This is a genomic window from Coleofasciculus sp. H7-1 (assembly GCF_057473865.1).
Genome location: NZ_JBYCCT010000068.1, coordinates 25,797 through 50,359, shown reverse-complemented (window position 1 = coordinate 50,359; position 24,563 = coordinate 25,797). Strand labels below are relative to the sequence as shown.

24 protein-coding genes, 1 tRNA gene and 2 pseudogenes are annotated in these 24,563 nt (G+C 45.9%); 13 read left to right on the top strand and 14 right to left on the bottom strand.

Features of this window, described 5'->3' with window-relative positions:
• Positions 1-98: 98 nt before the first annotated feature.
• The 5 genes from AC2VDX_RS18725 (at position 99) to AC2VDX_RS18705 (ending at position 5,505) form a co-directional block, all read left to right on the top strand.
• Positions 99-1,010 carry a hypothetical protein gene (locus AC2VDX_RS18725; protein WP_378176821.1) on the top strand — a complete coding sequence of 304 codons (912 nt, stop codon included), beginning with the start codon at positions 99-101 and terminating at the stop codon, positions 1,008-1,010.
• Between the two features lie 190 nt (positions 1,011-1,200).
• Positions 1,201-1,554: a DUF433 domain-containing protein gene (locus tag AC2VDX_RS18720; RefSeq protein WP_378176819.1), complete on the top strand. Its 354-nt coding sequence runs from the start codon at positions 1,201-1,203 to the stop codon at positions 1,552-1,554.
• Complete coding sequence (locus AC2VDX_RS18715; protein WP_378176817.1) at positions 1,529-1,900, top strand: hypothetical protein; 372 nt, start codon at positions 1,529-1,531, stop codon at positions 1,898-1,900. The genes AC2VDX_RS18720 and AC2VDX_RS18715 overlap by 26 nt, the downstream gene beginning before the upstream one ends.
• A 130-nt stretch (positions 1,901-2,030) precedes the next feature.
• Positions 2,031-2,702: a restriction endonuclease subunit R gene (locus AC2VDX_RS18710; RefSeq protein ID WP_378176815.1), complete on the top strand. Its 672-nt coding sequence runs from the start codon at positions 2,031-2,033 to the stop codon at positions 2,700-2,702.
• A gap of 76 nt (positions 2,703-2,778) precedes the next feature.
• On the top strand, positions 2,779-5,505 hold the full coding sequence (locus tag AC2VDX_RS18705) for a protein kinase domain-containing protein (protein WP_378176812.1): 2,727 nt from the start codon (positions 2,779-2,781) through the stop codon (positions 5,503-5,505).
• Positions 5,506-5,650: 145 nt separating this feature from the next.
• Here the strand turns inward: AC2VDX_RS18705 and AC2VDX_RS18700 are convergent, their stop codons facing one another.
• Entirely contained in the window at positions 5,651-6,124 is a 474-nt protein-coding gene (locus tag AC2VDX_RS18700) for a hypothetical protein (RefSeq protein ID WP_378176810.1), read from the bottom strand.
• A gap of 181 nt (positions 6,125-6,305) precedes the next feature.
• Entirely contained in the window at positions 6,306-7,301 is a 996-nt protein-coding gene (gene pheS / locus AC2VDX_RS18695; RefSeq protein WP_378177185.1) for a phenylalanine--tRNA ligase subunit alpha, read from the bottom strand.
• Positions 7,302-7,452: 151 nt separating this feature from the next.
• On the opposite strand from pheS, the gene surE reads away from it, so the two are divergent.
• Positions 7,453-8,253 carry a 5'/3'-nucleotidase SurE gene (gene surE / locus AC2VDX_RS18690; protein WP_378176808.1) on the top strand — a complete coding sequence of 267 codons (801 nt, stop codon included), beginning with the start codon at positions 7,453-7,455 and terminating at the stop codon, positions 8,251-8,253.
• Positions 8,254-9,007: 754 nt separating this feature from the next.
• Here the strand turns inward: surE and hflX are convergent.
• The 5 genes from hflX to cofG form a co-directional block, all read right to left on the bottom strand.
• Positions 9,008-10,696 carry a GTPase HflX gene (hflX, locus tag AC2VDX_RS18685; RefSeq protein ID WP_486928224.1) on the bottom strand — a complete coding sequence of 563 codons (1,689 nt, stop codon included), beginning with the start codon at positions 10,694-10,696 and terminating at the stop codon, positions 9,008-9,010.
• Positions 10,697-11,209: 513 nt separating this feature from the next.
• Positions 11,210-11,632 carry a tetratricopeptide repeat protein gene (locus AC2VDX_RS18680; protein WP_378176804.1) on the bottom strand — a complete coding sequence of 141 codons (423 nt, stop codon included), beginning with the start codon at positions 11,630-11,632 and terminating at the stop codon, positions 11,210-11,212.
• A gap of 95 nt (positions 11,633-11,727) precedes the next feature.
• Positions 11,728-12,069 (bottom strand): type II toxin-antitoxin system PemK/MazF family toxin, encoded by a 342-nt coding sequence (locus AC2VDX_RS18675; RefSeq protein WP_378176802.1) that lies wholly within the window; start codon positions 12,067-12,069, stop codon positions 11,728-11,730.
• The gene (locus AC2VDX_RS18670; protein ID WP_378176800.1) at positions 12,062-12,964 is read right to left on the bottom strand and encodes a tetratricopeptide repeat protein; all 903 of its coding nucleotides are present in this window, start codon (positions 12,962-12,964) and stop codon (positions 12,062-12,064) included. Before AC2VDX_RS18670 ends, AC2VDX_RS18675 begins: the two co-directional genes overlap by 8 nt.
• Before the next feature lie 62 nt (positions 12,965-13,026).
• Positions 13,027-14,004 (bottom strand): 7,8-didemethyl-8-hydroxy-5-deazariboflavin synthase subunit CofG, encoded by a 978-nt coding sequence (cofG, locus tag AC2VDX_RS18665; protein ID WP_378176798.1) that lies wholly within the window; start codon positions 14,002-14,004, stop codon positions 13,027-13,029.
• A gap of 124 nt (positions 14,005-14,128) precedes the next feature.
• Between cofG and AC2VDX_RS18660 the strand changes: the two genes are divergently transcribed.
• From AC2VDX_RS18660 to AC2VDX_RS18645, 4 genes are all read left to right on the top strand, one after another.
• The gene (locus tag AC2VDX_RS18660; protein WP_378176796.1) at positions 14,129-17,134 is read left to right on the top strand and encodes a glycerol-3-phosphate acyltransferase; all 3,006 of its coding nucleotides are present in this window, start codon (positions 14,129-14,131) and stop codon (positions 17,132-17,134) included.
• Positions 17,135-17,478: 344 nt separating this feature from the next.
• Positions 17,479-17,889: a hypothetical protein gene (locus tag AC2VDX_RS18655; RefSeq protein ID WP_378176794.1), complete on the top strand. Its 411-nt coding sequence runs from the start codon at positions 17,479-17,481 to the stop codon at positions 17,887-17,889.
• A gap of 278 nt (positions 17,890-18,167) precedes the next feature.
• The gene (locus AC2VDX_RS18650) at positions 18,168-18,674 is read left to right on the top strand and encodes a thiol-disulfide oxidoreductase DCC family protein (protein WP_378176792.1); all 507 of its coding nucleotides are present in this window, start codon (positions 18,168-18,170) and stop codon (positions 18,672-18,674) included.
• A gap of 820 nt (positions 18,675-19,494) precedes the next feature.
• A complete protein-coding gene (locus AC2VDX_RS18645) occupies positions 19,495-20,415 on the top strand; it encodes a hypothetical protein (RefSeq protein WP_378176790.1) in 921 nt (306 codons plus the stop codon).
• A gap of 136 nt (positions 20,416-20,551) precedes the next feature.
• On the opposite strand, the gene AC2VDX_RS18640 is transcribed toward AC2VDX_RS18645, so the two are convergent.
• Complete coding sequence (locus AC2VDX_RS18640; protein WP_378177223.1) at positions 20,552-20,677, bottom strand: hypothetical protein; 126 nt, start codon at positions 20,675-20,677, stop codon at positions 20,552-20,554.
• On the opposite strand from AC2VDX_RS18640, the pseudogene AC2VDX_RS18635 reads away from it, so the two are divergent.
• The 3 genes and pseudogenes from AC2VDX_RS18635 to AC2VDX_RS18625 form a co-directional block, all read left to right on the top strand.
• A pseudogene (locus AC2VDX_RS18635) lies at positions 20,654-20,746 on the top strand (hypothetical protein); the annotation flags it as partial. The gene AC2VDX_RS18640 and the pseudogene AC2VDX_RS18635 sit on opposite strands and share 24 nt — an antisense overlap.
• Positions 20,703-21,944: a protein kinase domain-containing protein gene (locus tag AC2VDX_RS18630; RefSeq protein WP_378177181.1), complete on the top strand. Its 1,242-nt coding sequence runs from the start codon at positions 20,703-20,705 to the stop codon at positions 21,942-21,944. The pseudogene AC2VDX_RS18635 and the gene AC2VDX_RS18630, both read left to right, overlap by 44 nt.
• Before the next feature lie 189 nt (positions 21,945-22,133).
• The gene (locus AC2VDX_RS18625; RefSeq protein WP_378176788.1) at positions 22,134-22,265 is read left to right on the top strand and encodes a hypothetical protein; all 132 of its coding nucleotides are present in this window, start codon (positions 22,134-22,136) and stop codon (positions 22,263-22,265) included.
• A gap of 28 nt (positions 22,266-22,293) precedes the next feature.
• Here AC2VDX_RS18625 and AC2VDX_RS18620 read toward each other — a convergent pair whose 3' ends face one another.
• From AC2VDX_RS18620 to AC2VDX_RS18595, 6 genes and pseudogenes are all read right to left on the bottom strand, one after another.
• A complete protein-coding gene (locus AC2VDX_RS18620) occupies positions 22,294-22,503 on the bottom strand; it encodes a type II toxin-antitoxin system HicB family antitoxin (protein ID WP_378176785.1) in 210 nt (69 codons plus the stop codon).
• Complete coding sequence (locus AC2VDX_RS18615) at positions 22,503-22,715, bottom strand: type II toxin-antitoxin system HicA family toxin (protein WP_378176783.1); 213 nt, start codon at positions 22,713-22,715, stop codon at positions 22,503-22,505. The genes AC2VDX_RS18620 and AC2VDX_RS18615 overlap by 1 nt, the downstream gene beginning before the upstream one ends.
• Before the next feature lie 207 nt (positions 22,716-22,922).
• Positions 22,923-23,516, bottom strand: coding sequence for a restriction endonuclease subunit R (locus tag AC2VDX_RS18610; protein WP_378176781.1), 594 nt, complete (start codon positions 23,514-23,516; stop codon positions 22,923-22,925).
• Positions 23,517-23,614: 98 nt separating this feature from the next.
• Entirely contained in the window at positions 23,615-24,106 is a 492-nt protein-coding gene (locus tag AC2VDX_RS18605) for a hypothetical protein (protein WP_378176779.1), read from the bottom strand.
• A 34-nt stretch (positions 24,107-24,140) separates the two neighbouring features.
• Positions 24,141-24,316: pseudogene (locus tag AC2VDX_RS18600) on the bottom strand (type I restriction endonuclease subunit M); the annotation flags it as partial.
• Positions 24,317-24,438: 122 nt separating this feature from the next.
• Positions 24,439-24,512, bottom strand: a tRNA-Val gene (locus tag AC2VDX_RS18595).
• Positions 24,513-24,563 lie beyond the last annotated feature (51 nt).

Here is a 24,563-nt window from a genome sequence, read left to right as displayed (position 1 = left end):
TGTCTTGACTTTTAAAGAAATTTAGTTATTTTTTTAAAATAGCCAATTTCTGGATGTATCCTTGCTTGTGTCTATTATTTTTTCACTTTTATCTAACAATGTATACACTAGGAAACCAGCCAGATCAACAACAAACAATGTATTGGTTGCGCTGGCTAAATCAAAAACTACAAGCTGAATCTAAAACTGAGTTTGCACTTGAAGAAATACAGCCTAAATGGTTAGATAAAAACGCTCAGAAGTGGTTCTATCGCATTGGTTTGGGGCTGATGCTTGGACTGACAATTGGGATGATTTATCTGTTAATCGGTCTAGTAATAGGTGGTCTGATGTTTGGGCTGATGGTTGGTCTAATGCTTGGACTAGCGTTGGGACTAATGTCTGGACTCCTAATAGGCGCAACTGCTGTGATAAGTTTGGCACTTCTAAGTGGGCTGGGTAATGAAATAAAACCTGTGGAAGCGATTACCAAATGGTCTTGGGAAAAAGCTAAAAAGCGGATAGGCTTAGCTTTGTGGACAGGGCTTGGTACTGGAGTGAGTATAGTAGTTCATTCTGGAGAATTTGTTAGCGGGCTAGTTGTAGGGTTGATTATGCTATTGATTAGCATATTAATCATTGGATTTAGTGGTTCTGAAAATAAGTCTAGAACTATTCCAAATCAGCTGATTTGGGAATCAGCAAGAAATACCGTAATTTTTACTTTCATTGGTGCGTTATTCGGTGGAATCGGGACAGTATTGCTTCAGCTAATAACCCAACATTCAGTAGAACCAATCTCAGTAATGATGGCTGCGTCTATCTTTGGAATAGGATTGGGAATGTTTTGGGGTGGAATGACTTGCATTCAACATTTTGTACTGCGTCTAGTTCTATGGCAAAGTGGCGCGATTCCCTGGAATTATGCCCGTTTTCTTAATTATTGTACTGAGCAAGGATTTTTAGAAAGAAAAGGCGATCGCTACCGTTTCACTAATGACTTGCTGCAATCTGATTTTGCCAAAATGTAACTCTATCATTCTGAGCAGAGTCCTGAGCGATAGTGAAGGAACGGCGCGAAGAATGACATCCATTGAAATATGCCGCAGATCGATAGTTTCTGTAAGGAGTGAGAGGATGCGATCGCTTCATTCACGACTTGCTAAGAGAACACTTTACCAAAATGTAAGAGCATTTCATAAATAGATAAACAGGTAAGCTATGCAACTAGAAGATTATTTCGACTTTCAGCGTCCCGATGATATTCGGTTGAAAGGTACACGGGTAGGAATTGAAACTATTCTCTATGATTTCATCCATCGGTGTCGGACTCCAGAGGAAATTGCCCAAAGTTATCCATCAGTCACACTAGAGCAGGTCTATGCGACTATTCTTTATTACTTGCATAATAAAGAAGCAGTCAGCGCTTACATAGCTGATTCGCTAGAACATGGTCATAAAATGCGAGAAGAACAGCAACGCAATCCTTCACCCGTTGTTGTCAAACTCATGAAACTAAAAGCTGAACGAGGGGCAATGAAGAAAGTAAATGAGTCTGAAATATCTGCTGGATGAAAATGTTGATAAAGTCTATCAGCGTCAATTTATCAGGCAAAATCCCAGCTTAATTATGTGGGTGGTTGGCGATCCTGGCGCTCCCCCTAGAGGCACGCTAGACCCGGAAATATTGTGCTGGTGCGAGGAGCATAACTTTGTATTGGTGACAAATAACCGCAAATCTATGCCTGTACATTTGGCTGACCACATTGCACAAGATCGTCACGTACCTGGGATTTTGATATTGAATGATAAGCTCAGTATTAGTCAGACTATTGATGAGTTAATTCTGATTGCTGAGGGGTCTTTTAATGATGAGTATCAAGACCAAATTATTCACCTACCACTTCCTGAATATCGCTAATGTCTATTGATGGTTGATACTATGACTGAGCGATCGCATCTTTGTCCCTCCACAATTTAACGCGATCGCTTTACCAGTAACCCATATATAATAATAGTTATAATTTTTATTAAAAACTCCCAATAAATCGATGACTGCTAATCTAGACGCCAAAAATCTAACCTTGAGAGATGTTCATCGTCTTTTAAAAATTGAAGAGCATTTGAATGGCTCAATTACATCATTACTAGCGCTGGAACCTTTAACAGAATTTGAACACCAGGAGGTTCTAAAAATCCGCAATTTATTCCGCGATTACTACACAGAAGGGAAAATTTCCGAGGGGCAAGTTAAATTTTTATTTGTGGCTCGGTTGATGTGGTTGGCTGGATTTTATCAGCCTAGTATTAAGATAACCTTAGAAGAGGGTATTGCTGATATTTCCATCGAAGATGAAGAAACCATCATCAAAGGACGGATGGATATCTTGGCAGTCAATAAAACTCAAGCAAGAACAACAGATACACTTTTCTGGATTTTGGTGATTGAAGCTAAAAACAGTAGTGTTAACGCATTGGAGGGTTTACCTCAATTGCTCGCTTATGCCTATAAAAGTCTAGAACATCAACAATCGGTTTGGGGACTGACAACGAATGGAATGGATTATCGTTTTGCGTATCTCCAGCAAGGTACTCCCCCAACTTATCAACTATTGCCAGCACTGAACTTGATTGACTCTGAACCTTCAATCGAGTTGCTGCAAGTTCTGAAAGCAATCTGCAAGTTACAAAACATTGCTTCGCCAGTTCCAGCAGTATCTTGAACTATGGTAGACGCGATCGCTCCCAGCTATGATGCTTGTATAGAATAACCAGCAACAAGTAACAGCGTGAAATTAGATGACACCGACGCTCTTAAATAACCGCTATCGCATCATTCGGGCGTTGGGAACGGGTGGGTTTGGCGAAACCTTTTTGGCGGAAGACACCCATATGCCTTCCCGTCGTATTTGTGTCATCAAGCAACTGAAACCTGTCACCAACAACCCCCAAGTTTATCAACTCGTAAGCGAGCGATTTCAGCGAGAAGCTGCCATTTTAGAGCAACTGGGTGAAGGGAACGAACAAATTCCTCGGTTGTACGCCTATTTTGAGGAACAGGAGCAATTTTACTTAGTTCAGGAGTGGATTGAAGGTTTCACCCTGAATCAAAAATTGCAACAGCAGGGACTTCTCAGCGAAAATTTAGTCAAGGAAATGCTAGCGAGTATCTTGCCAGTTTTGGATTATATCCACGCCAAAGGGATTATCCACCGAGATATCAAACCGAGCAATATTATTCTGCGACAACAGGATGACAAACCTGTTTTAATCGATTTTGGTATCGCCAAGGAAATCATTGATAGGGTGGTGGATGCCCAAGGCGACATCAGTCAATCGATTGCTGTCGGGACGCTGGGTTATATGCCCCCAGAACAAGCGGCGGGTAAACCTGTCTACGCAAGCGATATTTACAGTCTGGGGTTGACAGCGATTTATCTGCTAACAGGCAAACGTCCTCAAGACTTCCATATCAACCCTCAGACGGGCGAGATGATGTGGGATGCAGATGCCCTAGGATTTAGCCCCAATTTAGTAGAGGTTTTGGATAAGGCTGTGCGATGTCATTCGAGCGATCGCTATCCAGATGCCAAAGCCATGCTATCAGCTTTGCAACCTCACAACCAAGCCTTGCCACACGCCCAAAAGCTTCCAATATCTGATATAGATACGATTAACTTCGCACAGACACCAACCTTACCCCTTCCATCTGTTAGCCAAGAGAAATCAGAACCTAGAATCCCCCACAGTCGTCAGGAGTATCGCCATCGCCAGATATTGATCAATAAGGTCAAAAATTACTGGATAAAAGGCGTTCTTGAAACTTCATTACATGGCAAAGCCCTGATAGAACTCGGCTTAGAAAAACGCTTGGATGCCATCGATCGACCTTGGGGGATTGTGTGGGAAACTGCCGAGCAACCCAGACAAACTTTATCTAAAAATACCAGAGTTATCAACCTTTTCAATCAAATGGGAGAAGGGCGAACTTTATTAATTTTAGGCGATCCGGGTGCGGGAAAAACTACAACGCTTCTAGAACTCGCACGCGATCTCATTAATCTTGCCGAAAAAGATGTCAATCAGCCAATTTCAGTAGTATTTAATCTTTCTGCCTGGACAAATGCCAAAGAAAAAATTGCTGACTGGCTGATTCGAGAACTCAATACTAAATATCAAGTTTCTAAAGAAATTGGCAACAATTGGATTAGAGAGCAACAACTGCTGCTGTTACTAGATGGTTTAGATGAAGTCAGTGCCGAACGGCGGGAGCATTGTGTTGAGGCAATTAATCAATTTAGCCAAGAATACGGGCAAACTGAAATTGTTGTTTGTAGCCGCATCAAAGATTATGAATTGTTATCAAACCGCCTCCGATTTCAAGGTGCAGTCTTCATTCAACCCCTCACTCTAGAACAAATTTATCAATATCTAAAAAGTACAGGAACGGAACTAGCAGCGCTCAACACCACACTGCACGCAGATACGACACTGCAAGACTTAGCCAAATCTCCGCTAATACTCAGTATTATGACCCTCGCTTACCAAGGAATGTCAATTACTGACTTACCAGGTCTGAATTTAGAAGAACGCCGCCAACATTTATTTGATAAATATATTCAAAGAATGTTTGAGCGCAGAAGTGCGAATAGTCAGTATTCAAAAGAACAAGCAATGCACTGGCTAAGTTGGCTGGCACAAAGGCTAGTTCAAAAGTCACAAACGGTATTCTTAATTGAGCGAATTCAGCCTAGTTGGTTGCCCACAAACGGGCAAAAAAGAATGTATGCGATTACCATTGGTTTGCTTGTTGGACTGAGTGCGGCATTGGGGGCTGGCATAATTTCTGGGCACGCTGCGGGATTGCAAATTGGACTAATTGTTGGACTTATTGGTGGACTCTGTGGTTTTCTGGGTGCAGGGTTGATTTTTGGAGTGATTAGTAATCAAGTTAACCCAGTTGAAACGTTGAAGTGGTCTAGTGCAAAAGCAAAAGATAACCTGAAATCTGGGCTATTTGTTGGGCTGATTGCTGGGCTGATTTTGGGGTTAAGTAGTGGGCTAGTTTCTGGATTAGTGGTTAATCTCCATGCAGGGTTAACTGATAGTTTGATTTCCGGGCTACGGGGTGGTCTGGGTGCGTGGCTAATTTTTATATTGATGCGTGGGTTGATGGGGTCAGGAATCGAAACCAGTACAGTTCCGAATCAAGGGATTTGGCAGTCAGCCAGAAATGCAACGTTCTTTGCAATTGTAGGGATCTTGGGGTTAGGAATCATTGCTGGAGTGATAGGTATTCCCCTATTTTGGGCGCTAATTATTGGGTTATTTTTTGGAATGTTTGCAGCGGGTGAAGCTTGCGTGAAACACTTCGCTTTACGGGTCATTCTTTACTCCAATGGTTACATACCTTGGAACTACGCCCGTTTTCTAGACTGGGCGACTGAGCGCATTTTGTTACAAAAAGTTGGCGGCGGTTATATTTTTGTTCACCGATTGTTGTTAGAGCATTTTGCTCAGAAATAATTGTTTTTTGCAGTTGTAAATTTAGTTGGATAAACATTCATTTTTAATTACTTATAGTTTAAGTTCGTCAATAGCGATCGCTTTGTCTTTGTCCTTCACCTTTACAGTATTTATCAATCCCAACCAGAACGATTTCTTAGAGATTTCAATTTTTTGAATCAGTTTGTTTTGTAAGTTTATTCAACTCTTGACACTTAGTTTGAGCCTCTTTATACGCTTCTGAATAGTTTTTACCGCCCATTATTAAATTGCCGTAATATTCATGCGGTAAAGCATCATAAACAGGTAGTGCATCATCGTCTGGATAATCTTCCTTCGCTTCTTCTACTGCTGCAATAAGTTTTTTTACGGTTAAATGTTGTGCCGGAAAGTAGTAAAGTTCTTGAGAATTTTTATTGAGATGTGGCAGTGTTGGATCGATAATACAAGTATCAAGCTCAATCCAACCATGCTCAATCGGTTTACATGGCTTTTCATCCCGAACTAAAAAGCCTTGGACATACATACATCCTTCAGTTAACAATGCCGCTTTGTAAGCATTATTAAAGGAGTCTTTAGCTTTGCTTTTAATGCGTTCGGAAATTTCCTTGGAGAGAGTTTCATCTAATGGCTTGCTCATACAAAATCTTTAAAGAGGGTTGATATTTTGAGGTAATGAAATGGGGCGATCGCTACCAGGTAGCCATGAAAGCAGACAACAGTAACATCTCTAACATCGGACGCGATCGCTAACTGTTTCAATCGTGTAAAGACAGGGATACTGCGAAAGCCGAAAATTTGGATGCAGCCGGATTCCCTACTTAAAACTGCCGCAAAAAGCGCAAATCGCTGCTGTACATCCGGCGCACATCATCAATTTGATGCAGCACCATCGCAAAGCGCTCAGCACCAAAGCCAGCGGCAAAGCCAGTATAAACTTCTGGGTCGTAACCTACTTTCTTGAGAACATTGGGATCGACCATTCCGCAGCCCATCACTTCTAGCCAACGCCCTTGCCACTGCACATCCACTTCCGCAGAAGGCTCAGTGAAGGGGAAATAACTCGTCCGGAAGCGAATTGGCAACTCTGCGCCAAACATCTCCTCTAAAAACACTTTAATGGTGCCCTTGAGGTCGGTGAAGGTCAGTCCTTCATCCACTGCCAAAATTTCGATCTGATGGAAGACTGCCGAATGGGTAGCATCGACAGTATCCCGACGGTAACAGCGTCCGGGTGCGACAATCCGAATCGGCGGCTCATTTTCTTCCATGTAACGAATCTGCACCGAAGAAGTATGAGTTCGCAGCAGATTACCATCCGGCAGGTAGAAAGTATCCTGCATATCGCGGGCGGGGTGGTCGGCGGGAGTGTTCAGCGCCTCAAAGTTGTAGTAGTCTGTCTCCATTTCCGGGCCGTTGGCGACGGTGTAGCCGAGTCCGACGAAGATATCCACAACCCGGTCGATCGTGCTGCTGAGGGGGTGCTTGCGACCGAGGGAACGGTAAACTCCCGGCATGGTGACATCCAGGGTTTCTGATTCCAACTTTGCCTGGATTTGTGCTTCCTGTAAGTTTGTCCGCTTGCGATCCAAGTCTTGTTGTAGCGCTTCTTTGACAACATTTGCTAAAGCACCAATGCGGGGGCGATCGCTTGCGTCTAACTTGCCCAAACCCCCTAACACCTTCGAGAGCTGCCCTTTCTTGCCCAGGTAGCCGACTCTGAGTTCCTCTAGGCGTTCCAGGGTATCGGCGGCAGCGATCGCTTGGGTTGCTTCCTGTTTGAGCGCGGCTAATTGAGCCTCAAGCTCGTTGAGCATCGTGGTCATTTTAGAGAGGGTCATTTCTAGTGGCAGTAAGCTTGAGTTTAGCGCGATTTGGACTCATCCATCTGCCACAAGCTGCTACAGGCTGCGATGCAAATTCATCCACAATAGAGTGAACTCCTTGATGCACCCCTTGATTGAATTGATGAAATTGCTAATCAGCAACGACGATGGCATCTTCGCTCTGGGCATTCGCACCCTCGCCAATGCTCTCGCAGAAGCCGGTCACGATGTCACCGTAGTTTGTCCCGACCGGGAACGGTCAGCCACTGGTCACGGTCTCACCCTCCACGACCCCATTCGCGCCGAAGTCGTCGAGTCGATTTTTCATCCCACAGTCAAAGCTTGGTCTTGTTCGGGAACCCCCTCCGACTGCGTGAAACTGGCGCTGGGTGCTTTGCTCGACGCCCCTCCGGATTTTGTCCTTTCTGGCATTAACCACGGCTCCAATCTCGGCACCGACATTCTCTACTCCGGCACAGTTTCAGCGGCGATGGAAGGCGTGATTGAAGGAATTCCCAGCATTGCTTTTAGCCTGACCAATTACACCTTAAGGGAATTTCAACCTGCTGCCCGGTTTGCCACAATTCTGCTTTCTCAGTTATCGAAGCAGCCGCTACCAGAAGTAATGTTGCTCAACGTCAATGTGCCTCCCGTGAAGTGGGAAGAAATTGCCGGTGTTGCGCTCACTCGTCAAGGAATTCGTCGCTATTTTGATATCTTTAAAAAGCGAGTAGACCCCCGTGGCAAAACTTATTATTGGTTAGCGGGTGAGGTTGTGGAGGAGGTGGAACAACCAGAAAATCCCCTGTTACCGAGTCACATAGAAACGGATGTTCAGGCGATTCGGAAAAATTACATCACCGTGACACCTTTGCAATACAACCTTACCTATGCCGCTGGGATAAATAGCTTGCAGGAGTGGGGGTTGAATTTCAATTTATAAACTTTGTCTTTCTCCACCTTCTTGATAAATCAACCTTTTCGTTTTAACCTCCTTGCACGATTAGTAGGCGGATGCGATTAAATTGAAGATGTTCGTAGATGTTCGTAGGTTGGGTTGACGTAGGAAACCCAACATCTGCATGGGTTAGCGATAGCGTAACCCATTCTACAAATAATTAATCCCACCTACTTTAGCCGAGAAAGCAATTTCTCGGCTATATTTAAACTCTTGTTTCCGCTACAAAAGAATGTGGCTAAGGACAGGGTTTATCAGATGAGAGAGGAGATTAAAAAATTCTCAGTTTTTAACCAAGAGCTAATTATGGCTGCACTACATTTTTTCGCTTTAACATCGAAACGGAACGGCTACCGGCAGCAGATAAAACAGATAATCCGATATTTAGTTCACAGAGGACTTTTGCCATTATATTGAGTTACTGTATTTTTGCCTAGTTTATCCAACTATGGGTAGATGTTTTTACGGAAAGTTAATATAGACAGGACTTACGCAAAGCTTATGCATATAACGTTTTTTCGGGTTCAATCCCCCTGTGGTTGCCCCAGAAGTGGTGATGTTGCGTAAGTCCTGTTGATTTCAAATTGTTGCTTATCCGAGAAGTATTCATAGGTGTAGGTAATTACAATAGACAGCTTTACCAGAACTTCAAAAAGAAGATACGTGATTGTCCCCTCACAAAGAGTGCTAACGGACAATCACATAGGTTTTCCCTTTCGGGGAAGTTATTTTTGCGCCTTTACTCCTGTGCAACTGCATAATGAACCAGTTGGCTCATGCGCTGACGCAAAGTTTCTAAGCCAAGGCGCTGACTCGCTGAAATAAACACCGCTTGTGGAAATTCTTCCTGTGCCAGAACCAACGTATCGCCATCAACTTGGTCGATTTTATTAAACAAAACCAGCGCTGGGCCAGGTGTTATGGACATTTCCGACAAGATAGTCATTACAGAACGAATCTGACTTTGCCACGCCGGATGGGATAAATCCACCACATGAAGCAGCGCGTCAGCTTCCGTCACTTCCTCTAAAGTGGCGCGAAAGGCATCCACCAAAGAAGGCGGCAACTCGTGAATAAATCCTACCGTATCTGTCAGCACAATCTGCTGGGGTTCATCCGTCACGGCGTTAGGAATCGTTAAGCGTCGCGTGGTGGGGTCGAGCGTTGCAAATAGCTGGTCAGCAGTGTAAACTTCGGCATTCGTCAGCACATTCAATAGGGTAGACTTCCCAGCATTGGTATAGCCAACTAAAGCGAGTGAAGGAACTTCCTGATGTTGCCGCGAAAGCCGCAGCCGCGAACGGTGTGCTTGCAGCTGGTTCACTTCTTCTTGCAGTCGGGCAATACGGCGCTGAATCGCACGGCGTTCGGTTTCCAATTTTGTTTCACCAGGCCCTCTAGTGCCGATACCGCCGCCTAGTCGGGACATCGCTTGACCTCGACCTGTCAGGCGGGGCAGCATATATTCCAGCTGCGCCAGTTCTACCTGCAACTTACCAGCACCGGATTGGGCGCGTTGGGCAAAGATATCCAAAATCACCTCAGTGCGGTCTACCACCCGGATGCCAGTTTGCACTTCCAAGTTGCGAACCTGAGCGGGTGAGAGGTCGCGGTCAAATACAATCAGGTTCACTCCCAGAGTTTGAGCCGTCAGGGCAATTTCCTGTACTTTTCCTTCACCCACGACTGTCTGAGGATGGGGACGGGGGCGCTTCTGCTGCATCGTCTCCAATACTTGTCCCCCAGCAGTATCCACCAACCGCGCTAATTCTTGCAATCCGTCTTGGAATTGCTGGGGTGTCTTGTCACCCGTTATCAACCCGACCAGCAGCACTCGGTCGTGGTCGATGTCTACTTGCTGGGCAACAAATTCCCGTTGGAACTCGGCTTCTAGCCCATCGACCAGTTCCAGAAAATCCTGGTTCGCCAGCACATCTAGGCTCATCGGCGGCGACAGACTCCAGGTAGCTTCGGGGTGAGGAACTAGGTGAGCGAGATAAGTTTCTTTAATATAACCTGTGGCTCCCCCACCGCGACGCTCAAACCCAGTTCCAGTCAGCGATATCACGACAAGTGCATCCAGGCGTTGCATTGCCATTGCAGTTAAGGCGGCTTCATTGGGGGCTTCTGGCTTCAACTGGGTGGCTATGCAGCGAATGCCGCTAAGTCGTTCTGCACCGTAGCGAGGCAATTCTAGAGGGGGAATCTGCGTTTGCCTGGGGGTTCCCACTCCTACCCGAATCACCTGTCCCCGGCGATTGATGTAGGCACACATTGGCTGGTTAATTTCTGTGCTGATTGCTGCCAGCCTCTGGGCAAATTCTGGCGTTGTGAGACAATCGCCGGGTAGCCGCTGATGATACAGTCGCTGTAGCTGCTTTAGCTGGCTGGACTTAAGACCTTGAAGATTGCCGTAGATAGTCTCGATAGGGGTTTTATGCCAGTAAGCTGGCTCCTGAATTCGATAACTCTATTTTACTGACTTCATTCGTGATGCGGAGAAGGGGAGAGAGGGAGTTAGCAATGGGTGCTTCCAAACTTTTGTAAAAATATCATTCGCCGCCTGGAACTCTACTTTAAGCCTTCTCGTTCACGCAGCTACTGTGTGGTAGACCTCTCCCCAAACCCCTCTCCGCTTCGGAGAGGGGCTTTGAAGATGGTTCGCCTTCCCTGCAAGGGAAGAAGCTGTTCTTGCTCTTGTCGGGAAGCGCTCCCTTGCAAAATAACAGGACTTACGCAACATCACCACATCTCTTGGGCAACCACGGAGGGATTGCCCCTACAACACGCTATATGTATAAGCTTTGCGTAAGTCCTGAATAAGTCACTTGTGTGTACACAGTAGGTTCACGCAGAGGGAGTAATTTTGCTTCTCGGTTGGCGGAGGAACCTGTAAGGGGTTTTCATGTAGATTTGCACAAATGGGATATTCCTGAGGGAGTTACCTATTACCCATTACCCATTTCTGAATTAATTTTCGCCATAAGGGTGTTTTCTGGTTTCCCAAGGCTTTGTCATAGCTCGCGTAGGCTTGTTTGTAGCGCCCCAGACGATGCAGCGCTGCACCTCGGAATGTCCAAGCTTCTTTATCTTCTGGTGCAATTTCTAGCGCCTTATCGCAGCTAGAAAGGGCTTCTTCATAGCGGTTTAAGTGAATTAGCACAACGCCTCGAAATACCCAAGCAGCGGAGTCTGATGGTGCAATTTCTACAGTTCGCTCGAAGCAGACGAGTGCTTCTTGATAGCGACCTAAGTTCGCTAGCGCTTCGCCTCTGTTGTACCAGATTTTGCGATCGCTTTCCTCAACTCCCAACGATGGATCGATACTCGCTAACGCTTGCTCGTAGTGCCCTAATCTACGCATAGGTATTTATACACCAGTAACCCTGGCTTCAAAAGGGGTGTGTCTATTGTACAAAAATGCGGGAGGCGGTCATCGGTGGGAATGCGATCGCTACATCACTCAGTTAATAGCTTGCACAACTTCTCGGCGATTTGAGCTTGTGTGTCTGATGACAATATACCTAGTTCACGCTCGATCAGCGATTTCCGAACAGTCATCAGGTGATCCAACCTAATAGTAGATGGTTTATGCAATCCGCTAGCAGCAAAGTCTGGATGACTGGTATTTAAAACGTAATCAGTTTCTAGCAAATCACTTGGAATCAGACTGGTTATGAAAGCTAGAACAACGTGGCTATGTTTTCCCACAGGGTTAGTTAGACAGACAGCGGGACGCACTTTGGTAGCCGATAAATCGTCAAATGGGAAAGGCACCAGCACAACTTTACCCTTAGTCATTGAATGGCTTCCCATCGGCTAATGTATAAATGTCTTCTTCGGCGTCTTTTAGGAAATCAAACGCTGGATTACTTGCTGCTGCTCTAAGCCATTCACGCTCGTTTATATCTCCTTCTTCCCAATCGCTTCCCTCCTGAATTAAAGCCTGAAACCGCCCATCTTCTCGAATACTGTCAAAATCAGAGTCTGTTTTTGCATCCTCTCTGTATTCATCAGGACTCAGATTGATAGCTTGTTGCAAATTTTCGATAGCCTGCTCAACATTACCCTGCAATGCATAACAACAAGCTTTGTTGTAAAAAGCGTCGGCATATTCAGGTTTGATTTTCAGAGCTTTGTCAAAGCTAGCAATCGCTTCATCTAAACGTTCTAATTTACTTAGGGTAATGCCCAAGTTGTTCCAAACTGAGTAGAAGTCAGGTTTAATTTTTAGGGCTTTCTCGTAGCTAGCGCTCGCTTCATCTAAGCGTCCTAATTCAGCTAACGCAACACCCCGATTGTTCCAGGCTTGGTGGAGGTCAGGTTTAATGTCTAGGGTTTTGTCCCAACTAGCGATCGCTTCTTTAAAACATCCCAACTCATATAACGCATCACCCCGGTTGTACCAAGCTTCGTAGAAGCTTGGTTTATTCACAGCTTCGTTGTAGCTAGCCATCGCTTCTTCAAAGCGTCCCAAGTTAAATAGCGCATTGCCTCGGTTGTACCAGGCTTCGTAGAAGTCCGTTCTAATTTCTAGGGGTTTGTCGTATTCAGCAATTGCTTCTTCAAAACGTCCTTGCTTAAACAGCGCATTCCCCTGATTATACTGGGCTTCGTCTTTGTCGGGTTTAATGTCTAGAAGGTTTTCTAGCCTAGTAAACACTTCTAGAGGGCGTTCTAAGAGGTCTGTTCTCATTTGGGTATGTCTTCCATTCAAGCTTTTTCAGATTCGTCAGGTTGGGGTTAATCTAATAGCTTCTATTTCACGCTATCTTCTAATAACGTAGCACTCCGCCACCGATTAACAGCTTTCTGCAATCTATCCGATAACCAGTCATCGTACTGAGGATAAACTGGCAAACGCGGCACTAATTCCCAACCCGCAGGTTCTAAAATTTCTTTTAATTGATGATACTGAGGATGAGGATAATCGGGATTTACTTCATCTTTTGGGCCAATTCCGCCTAAATCTCTGGCACCTGCTTCTACACAAGTGAGTAACCAACTCGAATCTGTAACTAAATTAGGGGGAATCTGGATTGTAATATCTGGGGGGAGAATTTGACGGGCTTTGGCGATGACTTCTGGTAATTGATGGGGGTTAAAAGGTGGGGCGTCGAAGGTTTGGTGAGTGCCGGGACTGTGGGGTTGGAGGATAACTTCTTGAATGTGATGATAGCGTTGGTGGAGAAGCGCGATCGCTTCCAGGGTTTTCCACCAATCTGCCGAACTTTCTCCAATTCCTAAGAGCAATCCGGTTGTAAAGGGAATCCGCAATTCTCCTGACCACTCTAACTGTTGCAGGCGTAATTCTGGGACTTTACTCGGAGCGTGTTTGTGAACGGTTTGCAATAGCTGCGGTGTTAGCTGTTCTAACATTAGCCCCATCGAAACATTAACATATTTCAGCTTTTGCATTTCCTCAAAACTCAATGGCCCTGCATTGGTGTGGGGGAGAAATCCCATTGACAGCGCTAGTTCGCAAAGGTCATAAATGCGCTGGAACCATGCCTGACGGCGTGAGGAATGGGGATGTACTTCGCCGCTGAGGATGAGGATTTCACAGACGTTTTGAGAGGCAAGCGATCGCAAGATTCTCTGGGCATCTGATAGGGTGAGCCAAGGACTTTTACCGGGATCGGTGCGGAAGTTACAGTAACTACAGCGATTAAAACACTCGTAGGTGGGTACAACTGTGTAAGCGGGGCTGTAGGTGACAATGCGGGAAGGTGACATAAGTTTAGATTTTTAACGCAAAGGTAAGCGCTGTCGCGGCACCAAGGAGAAACGGGATAAATCGGCGTTCTTTGCGTGGAGAAACATCACTACAATTCATGTGTTGGTACTGCTACTCCCAGCCATGACTCTGACTCAAGTTTGGGGCGTTATCCTCATTTTTATTGTCTGTCCTCTCTTGGGCGGATTGCCTCTAATTGCTTGGATTGTTCGCGCCTTCACTGGGAGGCGACTGGCAAGACTCGGCACGGGCAATGTGTCTGTCTCTGCTGCTTTTTACCACGGGGGACGCTTTGCGGGTATTCTGGCGGTGCTTTCGGAAGCTTCTAAGGGTGTTGCTGCCGTTTTATTGGCGCGTAGTTTCTTTCCTACGGAACCCGAATGGGAGTTAATCGCGCTGATTGCACTGGTGATGGGGCGTTATTGGATGGGGCGGGGCGCTGGCACAACTAATGTTGTGTGGGGTATTGTCGTTCACGCTCCGCTGGTGGCAGTTTTAGTATTTGTAATTGGGGGAGTTAGTTTTACACTGGTGCGGGAGAGGAAGCAGGGACGCATTTTGGTTTTAATTTTGTTGCCAGTGTTCATGGCGCTATTGCCCAATCACTCAACAGCGCAAGTTGTCGCCGCGATCGCTCTCAGTGGTATCATCGCCTGGATTTATCAGAAAATCCCCGATGATTTAGACCTTCCATCCGAACAAGCGCAAACTGGGAATAAAGCTGTGTTTCGTTTTTTCCGAGGTGATAAAGCGATTGTTTCTCTAGATCAGCCGCTAGAAGCCAGCAAGGTGGGGCAAAAAGCCGCAACGTTATCTCAGCTGAAACGCTGGGGTTATCCGGTGCCGATGGGCTGGGTGCTGACGCCTGGAGACGATCCTGGGGTGATGATTGAGTTTCTGGAAGCTTCCGAAAAACAACCCCTAGCGGTACGTTCTTCTGCTGTGGGGGAAGACTCGGAACAGTCTTCGGCGGCGGGACAATACGAGACGATTTTGAATGTTACGAGTGCAGAAGCGTTGGAGGAGGCGATTACTCGCGTTCTTGCTTCTTACGATAACCCGGCGGCAAAGGCTTATCGGCGCGATCGCGAAGCGTATGCCCAAAGGGCTACTCGCAATTTACCGGAAGCTTCGATGTCGGTGTTGATTCAAACACAAGTCCGGGGTGTCTTTTCGGGTGTTGCTTTTAGCCGAGATCCAATTGCCCAGCAAGGCAATGCGGTAGTGATTGAGGCATTGCCGGGAGACGCTACGCGGATTGTATCCGGGCAAGTGACGCCGGAGCAATATCGGGTGTTTGTGGACGATCTCCAGGCGCAGGATGTCGCGTCTTTACCCGTGGAAGGCAGCGGCGATGTCCCCCCGGCATTGATTCAGCAAGTCGCTTACTTAGCGCGGCAGTTGGAAAGTCAGTATCACGGCATTCCCCAAGATGTTGAATGGAGTTACGATGGGCAAACCCTGTGGTTGTTGCAATCGCGGACAATTACCACACTGCAACCCATCTGGACGCGCAAGATTGCCGCTGAGGTGATTCCGGGGTTAATTCGTCCGCTGACTTGGTCGATTAATCGTCCTCTGACTTGCGGTGTCTGGGGTGAGATTTTTACGCTGGTTTTGGGCAAAGAAGCAGAAGCGTTAGATTTTAATGAAACGGCGACGCTGCACGCCTCTCGCGCCTACTTTAATGCAACCTTGTTGGGACAAATTTTCCGTCGGATGGGTTTACCGCCGGAAAGTTTGGAGTTTTTAACCAGAGGTGCTAAGTTCTCAAAACCCCCTCTGGTTTCTACGCTGCGAAATGTGCCGGGGTTACTGCGATTATTGGGGCGCGAGTTGAGTTTAGAAAGGGATTTTGCGCGGGATGATAGGCGTTTATTTACCCCTATCTTGGAACGGCAATCGGCTTATTTAGAAGCGGGACTGGATGCTTCAACTCAAGAATCAGACGCGATATATTGTGTCTCTATTCAAGAATCAGACGCGATTTATCGCGTCTCTACAAGTCAACCGGCGGCGCTGCTGGAACAGGTGGATGCGCTGCTAGAAGTGCTGAAACGGGCGACATATTACAGTATTCTCGCTCCATTGAGTTTTGCGTTGCGACAGGCGTTATTAAAGGTCAAGGATTCACAATTAGATAACAGCCAAACTCCGGAAGTTGCTTCGGTGCGATCGCTCGAAGATATCGCACTGGATGCTCGTAATTTACTCCCTCATTCACCATTATCCCCTGAAAATTCATCCTCTTTGTTTACCATGTTGGCTGAAATGCCAGATGGGCAAGGTATTCTAGAACAGTTCGATCGATGGCTTGACCGTTATGGATACTTGAGCGATGTGGCAACAGATATCGCGGTTCCTACTTGGAAGGAAAATCCTCATGCGGTTCGGCAATTGCTGACACAGTTTTTCGGGGAAATTGAACACTCCAAGCGCAGAGAAGACAAAGAAAATCAGGGATGGAAGGTTAAGTTGGTGCAGCGACGGCTCAATTTGAAGGGCAAGGTTACAGATATCTATAGTCGCTTATTGGCGGAAGTGCGTTGGAATTTTGTAGCGTTAGAAAAAATCTGGTTGCAGTCAGGTTTGCTATCTCAGTCAGGAGATATTTTCTTCTTAGAATTCAATGAAATTAGGCAAATCATTCAACAATCTGACCAACAATTAATTGACCGAGTACCGCAGTTGGTGAAACAAAGGCGATCGCAACTGGAACAAGATAGTCAGATGGCGAGTGTGTCGCCTTTAGTCTACGGCAATGCGCCGCCCTCTACTGATTTCAACACCGCCAATCGGCAAGTAAGTCAAAAGCTATTGCAAGGCATTGGTGCCAGTCCAGGACAAGTAGAAGGGAAAGTAAAAGTTCTTCGCAGTTTACAAGCGATTCCAGATATTGACCGCAATACTATTTTAGTCGTTCCTTACACTGATTCTGGTTGGGCAGCACTGCTGTCTCGCGTGGGTGGGTTAATTGCAGAAGTGGGAGGGCGTCTTTCTCACGGTGCAATTGTTGCCCGCGAGTATGGCATTCCAGCAGTCATGGATATCCACAACGCCACCCAGTTATTGCAAGATGGTCAGCAGGTGCGAATTGATGGTCAAAAGGGAACGGTCGAAATTTTGTAGGTTATCAAAACAATCGCCATGAAAATTGATTGTTGACAAATTCAGTATGATTAACTTCGGACTCAACTTTGCCAGCCTTCTTGGGATTGTACTGGCACTGTTTGTCATATTATTTATACCTTTAGGATTATTGTTTCCCAGACCGTTTCGAGTTAAAAATCTAATTCAAGATATAGTTGGGGGCTTTTTATTTACTGTGCGGTTTGATTGGTGTTTGTTCAGGGATGGCGACTCGATCTAATTTTACAGTTTGGTCAAATTCTACTAATCGTTGCCAGTATGTACTGAGTTATCCAAGATATACTGTATCCCTCTTTAACTGCTAGAAGAAAGACTCATCTTTTATGAACAATCGCGCCAAATTTACTCTAGCCATCGTCCTGGGTTTTTCGTTTTCTGGCATCCAAGCACTTTGCTTTGACCAACACCGCATAGCGATCGCTCAAACGATCGCTCAAGCAAATGCAACCACAAACTGTCCTTCTTTTGCAGGAAAATGGTTAGTTCGAGTTAAAAACTCCAATCGCACTATTCTTCAACGGATAACTAGAGAATCCCCAACTATACAAGTTCGCTCTTGTTACTGGAGAGACACGAATACTAGAGTCGATGGCATCCAAGTTGGCCCATTTCCGACTCCGCAATCAGCAGGTGTATTCTACCAAAAGCTCACTGCTTCTAAGGTTCGTTCGACAAATGTAACTATTGTCAATCCTCCTAGACAAGTTACAGAAGTTAGACCCAGGAATCGGTAATGGGTAATTGTTAATAGATGTGTAGGCTCCCTTTGAGGTCACGTTCCCCAGCATTGGTGCGATTTGTTGGGGAATCAGGACTTACGCAAAATCACCACATCTGAAAGACGCAACCACAGGAAGATTACCCCTATAAAACGCTATATGTATAAGCTTTGCGTAAGTCCTGAACCGATCGGGCAGGAAATGGATGATGCCTAAAAATGTTAAGTTTCTTTACAATACTAAAGTGTGCTTGTTTCTCCTCACGCGAGGAATCCGTTAATTGAGAACGACCTATGTCCTCTTCTAAGACTCAGTCCCCCGAATCGCTTCAAGTCTCTACCCCGCCTCAGTCTTCGCCGTCCTGGCAAATAGAACTGCTGTACGACGGTGAATGTCCCTTGTGCGTGCGAGAAGTCAATTTTTTGAAGCGACGGGATGCCGGTCGAGGTTTGGTAGCGTTTGTGGACATCGCAGGCGACTATTCTCCGGAAGCGCATGGCGGTGTTGACTTTGAAACGGCGATGGGACGAATCCATGCTGTGCTTCCTGATGGCACCGTCGTCAAGAATGTAGAAGTCTTCCGCCGCGTCTATGAAATCTTGGGGATAGGGTGGATCTATGCGGCTACCAAATTGCCGATTATCGGTTCTATCGTTGATATGCTGTATGAAATTTGGGCTGATTGGCGGCTGGCTCTGACTGGACGACCTAATTTAGCAACGATTGTTAGCAAGCGCCAGAAGCGCATCGAGTGCGAGACGCAGGGGCGCTGTCGGCTCAACGATCATAATCAACCTTAGTCGAATGGCACTGAAATAAGCCAAAATTCCGTAGGCTGGGTTGAGGAACGAAACCCAGCAACCCCTCCCTATAGGACGTTGGGTTTCACTATCGTTCAACCATTCCCTACAGATGAAGTCAGTGCCATTCAACCTTAGTCAATAGAATAACCCAACTAAAGGAAGTCAACTGCACAAATGGGGTCAAGCTAACCTAAAAATAGACTACTTTCGCTAGTACGGAAGAAAATGCAAGACTCAGCATATATTATCTTTATTGTCTTTGCTTGTATCTGGATACTAATGGGAGCCGCTGCTGTGATTGCACTCCTCAAATCCGATAATCAAGAGCTTCGGTTTGGCAAATGGGGACTGATAGTAACCCTCCCGATCCTTATCCCGTTCATCCTGGCTCTGCTCTATCAGGTAGCAAGACCATTTATTCTGAAATACCTTTTTTGAAAATTTGGGCTAAACCATAATATCAATTTTTTGTTAACCGTTAATCCCTATCTAATTGCTTGTCAATCGCATCCAGTTATCACAGCAGCTAGATTCAGGCGTAGGAAGCGTTGCTGGAGAGAGGGGAAGCAGCAATTAGTGAGTGAGTGAGTGAGTAGTTGAAATCGAAACTTAAAGCGGTGCTTCCTGAGCCTTTGTGACGAAATTCAAACGCTTCACACCAGAATTTGACAATTTAACTTAGATTAATAAGGGAAATACTTTGCTTCAGAGATGGAACGACAGAAGCTAACCCGATCGGGAGAACTCCATAAGAGCCTGAATGTGGACATTGATGGTTCGTCACTTCCATTTGACCTTGCCAAAGTGTAAAGAATAGATGACGCGACAACCTCACGACCAATTTGCCAAGCAATATCTAGCCGAACTCCTCTCCCCATTAGGCACCGTTGAAGTCAGCCGCGAAGTCACAGACGAAGTTCGTCAAATTGACCTCTACTTTGCCCCAGCGCCAACACTCCCAGCCGAACCGCCAAGTCTGGGATTACTCAGCAAACTGGTATCAAGTCCCTGCTTAATCGAACCCTTTCGCAATCAACCCAGCAAAACAGAGATTCGCACCTGTATGCTAAAGCTGTTTTCTCTGCAAAGCGACTTACAGCGACAAGCAAGGCGGGAAAATCGCGGACTTCCCGAAACCGAACTGCCTCGCTTGTGGATTCTGGCAACCTCCGCCTCAGCCACCCTACTCGATAGTTTCGGCGCTAAACTAGAACCAAACAACTGGACTCAAGGCGTTTACTTTCTAGCTGATGCGCTAAAAACAGCAGTGGTAGCCATTAACCAACTACCCGCCACACCAGAAACACTCTGGTTGAGGATTCTGGGAAAAGGCGCAACCCAGCAGCAAGCAATTAACGAACTCATTTCACTTCCCAGAGAACACCCGTTCCGCAGCAACACGTTAGAACTGATTTCTACCTCGCGCATCAACCTGGAGAGGAAGGAAAATTTAGATGAAGACGAGAGGGAGTTAATTATGAACCTATCACCAGCTTATCTGCAATGGCGGGAAGAGACTTTGCAGCAAGGACGACAACAAGGTTTGCAGCAAGGCAATGTACAGGGACAGCGCCTGGTTCTGGAAAACCTGTTGAGAGTCCGATTTGGCAGTCTGGATGAAGAGCTAATGGAAGTTATTCAAGCTTTGCTAAAGTTACCTCCAGAGGAGTTTACTCGGTTGAGCCTGCAATTGTCCCGCGAAGAACTTTTAGCTCGATTTGGCAGGAGCGAGAATTGAGCTTAGATGTCATTTATAAAGAAATTCAGATCCCCCCAACCCTCCTTAAAAAGGGGGGGCTTTCAATGAGTTCTATTCCCGCCTTTCCAAGGAGGGATCGCACCAAGATTAAGCCGTTTCGTTCTTAATCTCAACTTTATAAATCAGCTACTAGATGCCAACCCAAGTCACCCTCACCATCACCCAAGGCAATCTCAAAGGTCAAGAATTTACCTTCGACTCCCGCACCACCTGCCTCATCGGACGTGCTGACGAATGCCATCCCCAACTACCCGATGACGACGCTCATCGTATCATCTCCCGCTATCACTGCCTCCTCGACATCAACCCCCCAAATATCCGCGTGCGCGACTTCGGCAGTAAAAACGGTACTTACCTACGTCAACAGCAAAAAAATTGGACAGCGCCAACCCCACCAAACCCCCTCACAAGGTGCAAAGATGCAGTACCCAGAATACGACTTACAAGAAGGCGATGTCATCGAGTTAGGTAACACCATTTTCCGAGTCAGCATCCACGTTGAACCGGAAGAATCGCAGACTATAGACGTTTTCAAAGCCAAGCTGCAAAAGCCCAACATCGTACAGAAAAAGCCCAACTTTTGGGAAATTATCAAAGCCCTACTTCAAAAAGCCGCAGGCGGCGACCAAAACCTAACGGCAATTCGGGGTTACAAGTTGGTGAGAAAGCTAGGTGAGGGAGGATTTGGTGAAGTTTACCTTGCCCTCAATCAGCAAAATGGGGAGTGGGTAGCGCTGAAAGTGATGCTGCCCAAAATTGCTGCTAATCAACGCGCCATTGATAAATTCCTGCGGGAGATGGAAAACACCAAAGCCTTGAACCATCCCCATGTCGTCAAACTGCTGGATTATGGTTACTCGGATGGCACCTTCTTCTTCACCCTAGAGTATTGCGAAGGCGGCAGCGTGGCAGATTTAATGGAGCAAGGGGGTGGGCGCTTGTCGATTAAAGAAGCAGTGCCAATTATCCTGCAAACCTTAGATGGTTTGGAATACGCCCACAACGCCGAAATTCCCTATGTTAGACGCGCTGACGGCACGATTGGCAAGGGGCGAGGTTTGGTACACCGCGACATCAAACCGAGTAACATCTTCCTCACCAACTTCGGTAACTCCTACAGTGCCAAAGTCGGCGACTACGGGTTAGCCAAAGCCTTTGACTTAGCAGGTTTAAGCGGTCATACGATGAGTGGCAGCGAAGTAGCAGGCACGTTGCCCTTCATGCCGCGACAGCAGGTGATTGACTTTAAATATGCCAAGCCAGAAGTAGATGTTTGGGCTACAGCCGCAACTTTCTACACGATGTTAACGGGTACTTGCCCCCGCGATTTTGTCGGCAAAGACCCGTTGCTGGCTGTGTTGCAAACCGATGCCGTACCCATTCGCCAACGCGATGCCTCAATTCCGAAACGATTGGCGGAAGTTGTTGATTTGGCACTGGTGGATAAGCCGGAAATTTACTTTAAAACGGCTGTTGAGTTCAAACGGGCGTTGGAAAGCGTGGTGTAAGTCACATCTTGCACCAGTCGCATTACCCGCCTGGGGTTTAAACCCCAGGCTAACAGAATCAAGTCTTCTGAAGAAGACTGAGTAAGAATTTCAGTCCATTTCAATGGAATGCAAGCTATGAGCCAAGGAAATTGAGTTCAAGGACGTTCGGCGAGCGCTAAGTCGAGCCGCGGATGGGCAAACTTGAGAATGGTGCAATATCTGAGGTGTAAGTCACCTTGTTACCGCGACTGGATGCTACAGAAACTTGCGGCTGATGCTGAAATTGCTGTAGAACGGATTGATGAGTTACTGGAAGGCGATCGCATCTTCCAAGTTTGACTCCACGCGAAAAGAGCGATCGCATTTATCAACCAGCTTCGACATATTCACATAGAGTAGTTGGTTCGGGAATGGGTAAACCCTCTTCTCGCAAACCATCCAAATGAAAAGCGATCGCTTCTTTTATCTGCTGTTCCATCTCTTTAAGAGTTGCACCTGTCGCCACACATCCAGGTAAATCTGGAACATAAGCTGAATAATTACTCTCTAGCTTTTCAATCACAATCCCATAACGCATTACTCTTCTTCTCCTACTTCCTTGTCTTCCTTGAGTTGAGCTTGCGTCATTATGCTGTTTAACGTGCCAGGTGCTAGATCGTCAGACGGTTTCCCTGCAATTGTGACTAAACCGGACTTGGTTGGATGCTTGAACTGACGATGACTGCCTCTAGTTCTTGCCAGATACCAACCATCTTCTTCTATTAGCTTAATCACTTCCCTAACTTTCATGCTGACCCTCTAGCAGAACATCCCAATCTTTCGGAATCTTCCCTAAAGGCGAATCTTTAAACTCCTCAGATTTAACCAGAGTCTCACGCATACCCTAACCCACTCAAAAACTCACTCAACTGCTTCGCCGTCGCATCCCGTTGAGCCTCAATATCCTGCAAAGTCACGCGATACTTATCCCATCAATTCTCAACCGCAGACCATTTATTAATTGCCTTCAATCAACAACTGCCCTAGCCGCTTTAGTATTCCCAAAACTGTATACAAATCATTACCTCGCCTTAAGGTAAATTCATCCGATAACGCATAATACGGCACCTCTTGCTTAACCAATTTCAGAAAAATAAAATTACTTCCATTCGTTACCAAGCCAAACAGTGGCTTTTCAGGGTTAGGGTTTGCCAACATATAAGCCAAAGCTTGCGGAATTCCTGGCTCTAGTGAAAACTTGGCGCGTTTAGATTCAATTACAATTACCCAAAATTGATCTTGTATCACCAAAACATCAATTTTTCCACGGATAACAACTCCCTCATCCTCGTCAATAATCTCTACCGATTCCTCACTTTGGCTGTAAAAGGGTGGCAGATAAAACCCCTCTAAATCCAATAGGGGTGATAGCACCACCATTTTCACTATTTCCTCCAGCAGCGGACGTTTGGCTAAATTAAAATAACTAGCCTTTACCCGCTCCAATTTTTGCTTGTCAGAGTCAGTTATTTCAGGTAAGTCTCCTTTCCACTCCTGAAATAACTGCTCATCTGTAGCCAATCGAAGTTTAAATTTATTCTCTTTCGTCATATAGCGTGACTTTTTCAGCTTGAATTATCTGTACCATTACTACATTAAGCCGCTAATTTTTTTGATTATTATCGAATTTTGTTTTATTGTAATATCAGTTATGGGTTGAGCGAACTCATCTGACGCACTAATCCCCCTAAACCCAATCCCAAAATTGTGGTTCCTGCCAAAATTAGAACTGTGTGAAACTGACTGAAAGATAAGAGTAATTGATTTCTCGCTCCAACCAAGCTCCAAGCACCAGCCCAAGCCACACCAACCACAATTACCCAAGCTATAGTTAACGTTATCCCCCCACCCATAACTAAACCTAAAGCTAGACCTACGCCGCAAGTTAAAATCCAAACCCAACCAAAACTTTCAGCCCGACTCATAACGCCAACCTTAGTCCAAGCCAAACCCCAAGTTAAAGTCAGAGCTAAAACGATAAGACTAGCTCTCGACAAAGCTAGAGCCTTACCCTTAGATAGAGCCTCATTCATCCCAAAAGCGTCAGCCCAAAGTGGAGTCCAGGCAAATAAGAAGCCAACTATTACATAGCACAATAAACCAAAGACCAATCTTCCCCAAACAATAGCGTTACTGCTCATAGCTAGTGCAATCCCAACAATGCGATCGCTCACATTAATTCCGTTCCACTAAAATCTTAGTTGGGTTAAACCCATGCGCCTCTAACAAAGGGCGCTTTCCTTCCACCTTAGCTTTAGGAATTCCCCCAACAAATGCGCCCTCACATCCTGGGGTTCCGGTGGTGGCGCATTATCGGCGCTTCGGCGGATATTGCAGTTGTAATCATTCTCTGCCCATTCCTGCTTACTCACCACTACCGAATCACCAGGAAACGACTCAATGTTAATAGTGACAAATTATTTGTTAATGTACAGTTGTCGATTGCCACTTTATTTGGCACTGCAAAAAATAATGGACACAACTGGACTCGAACCAGTGACCCCTACGATGTCAACGTAGTGCTCTAACCAACTGAGCTATGCGTCCGACGATTTATCAGTATAGCATAGCTTTTTAGAAAAGTGCAAATAATTCTCG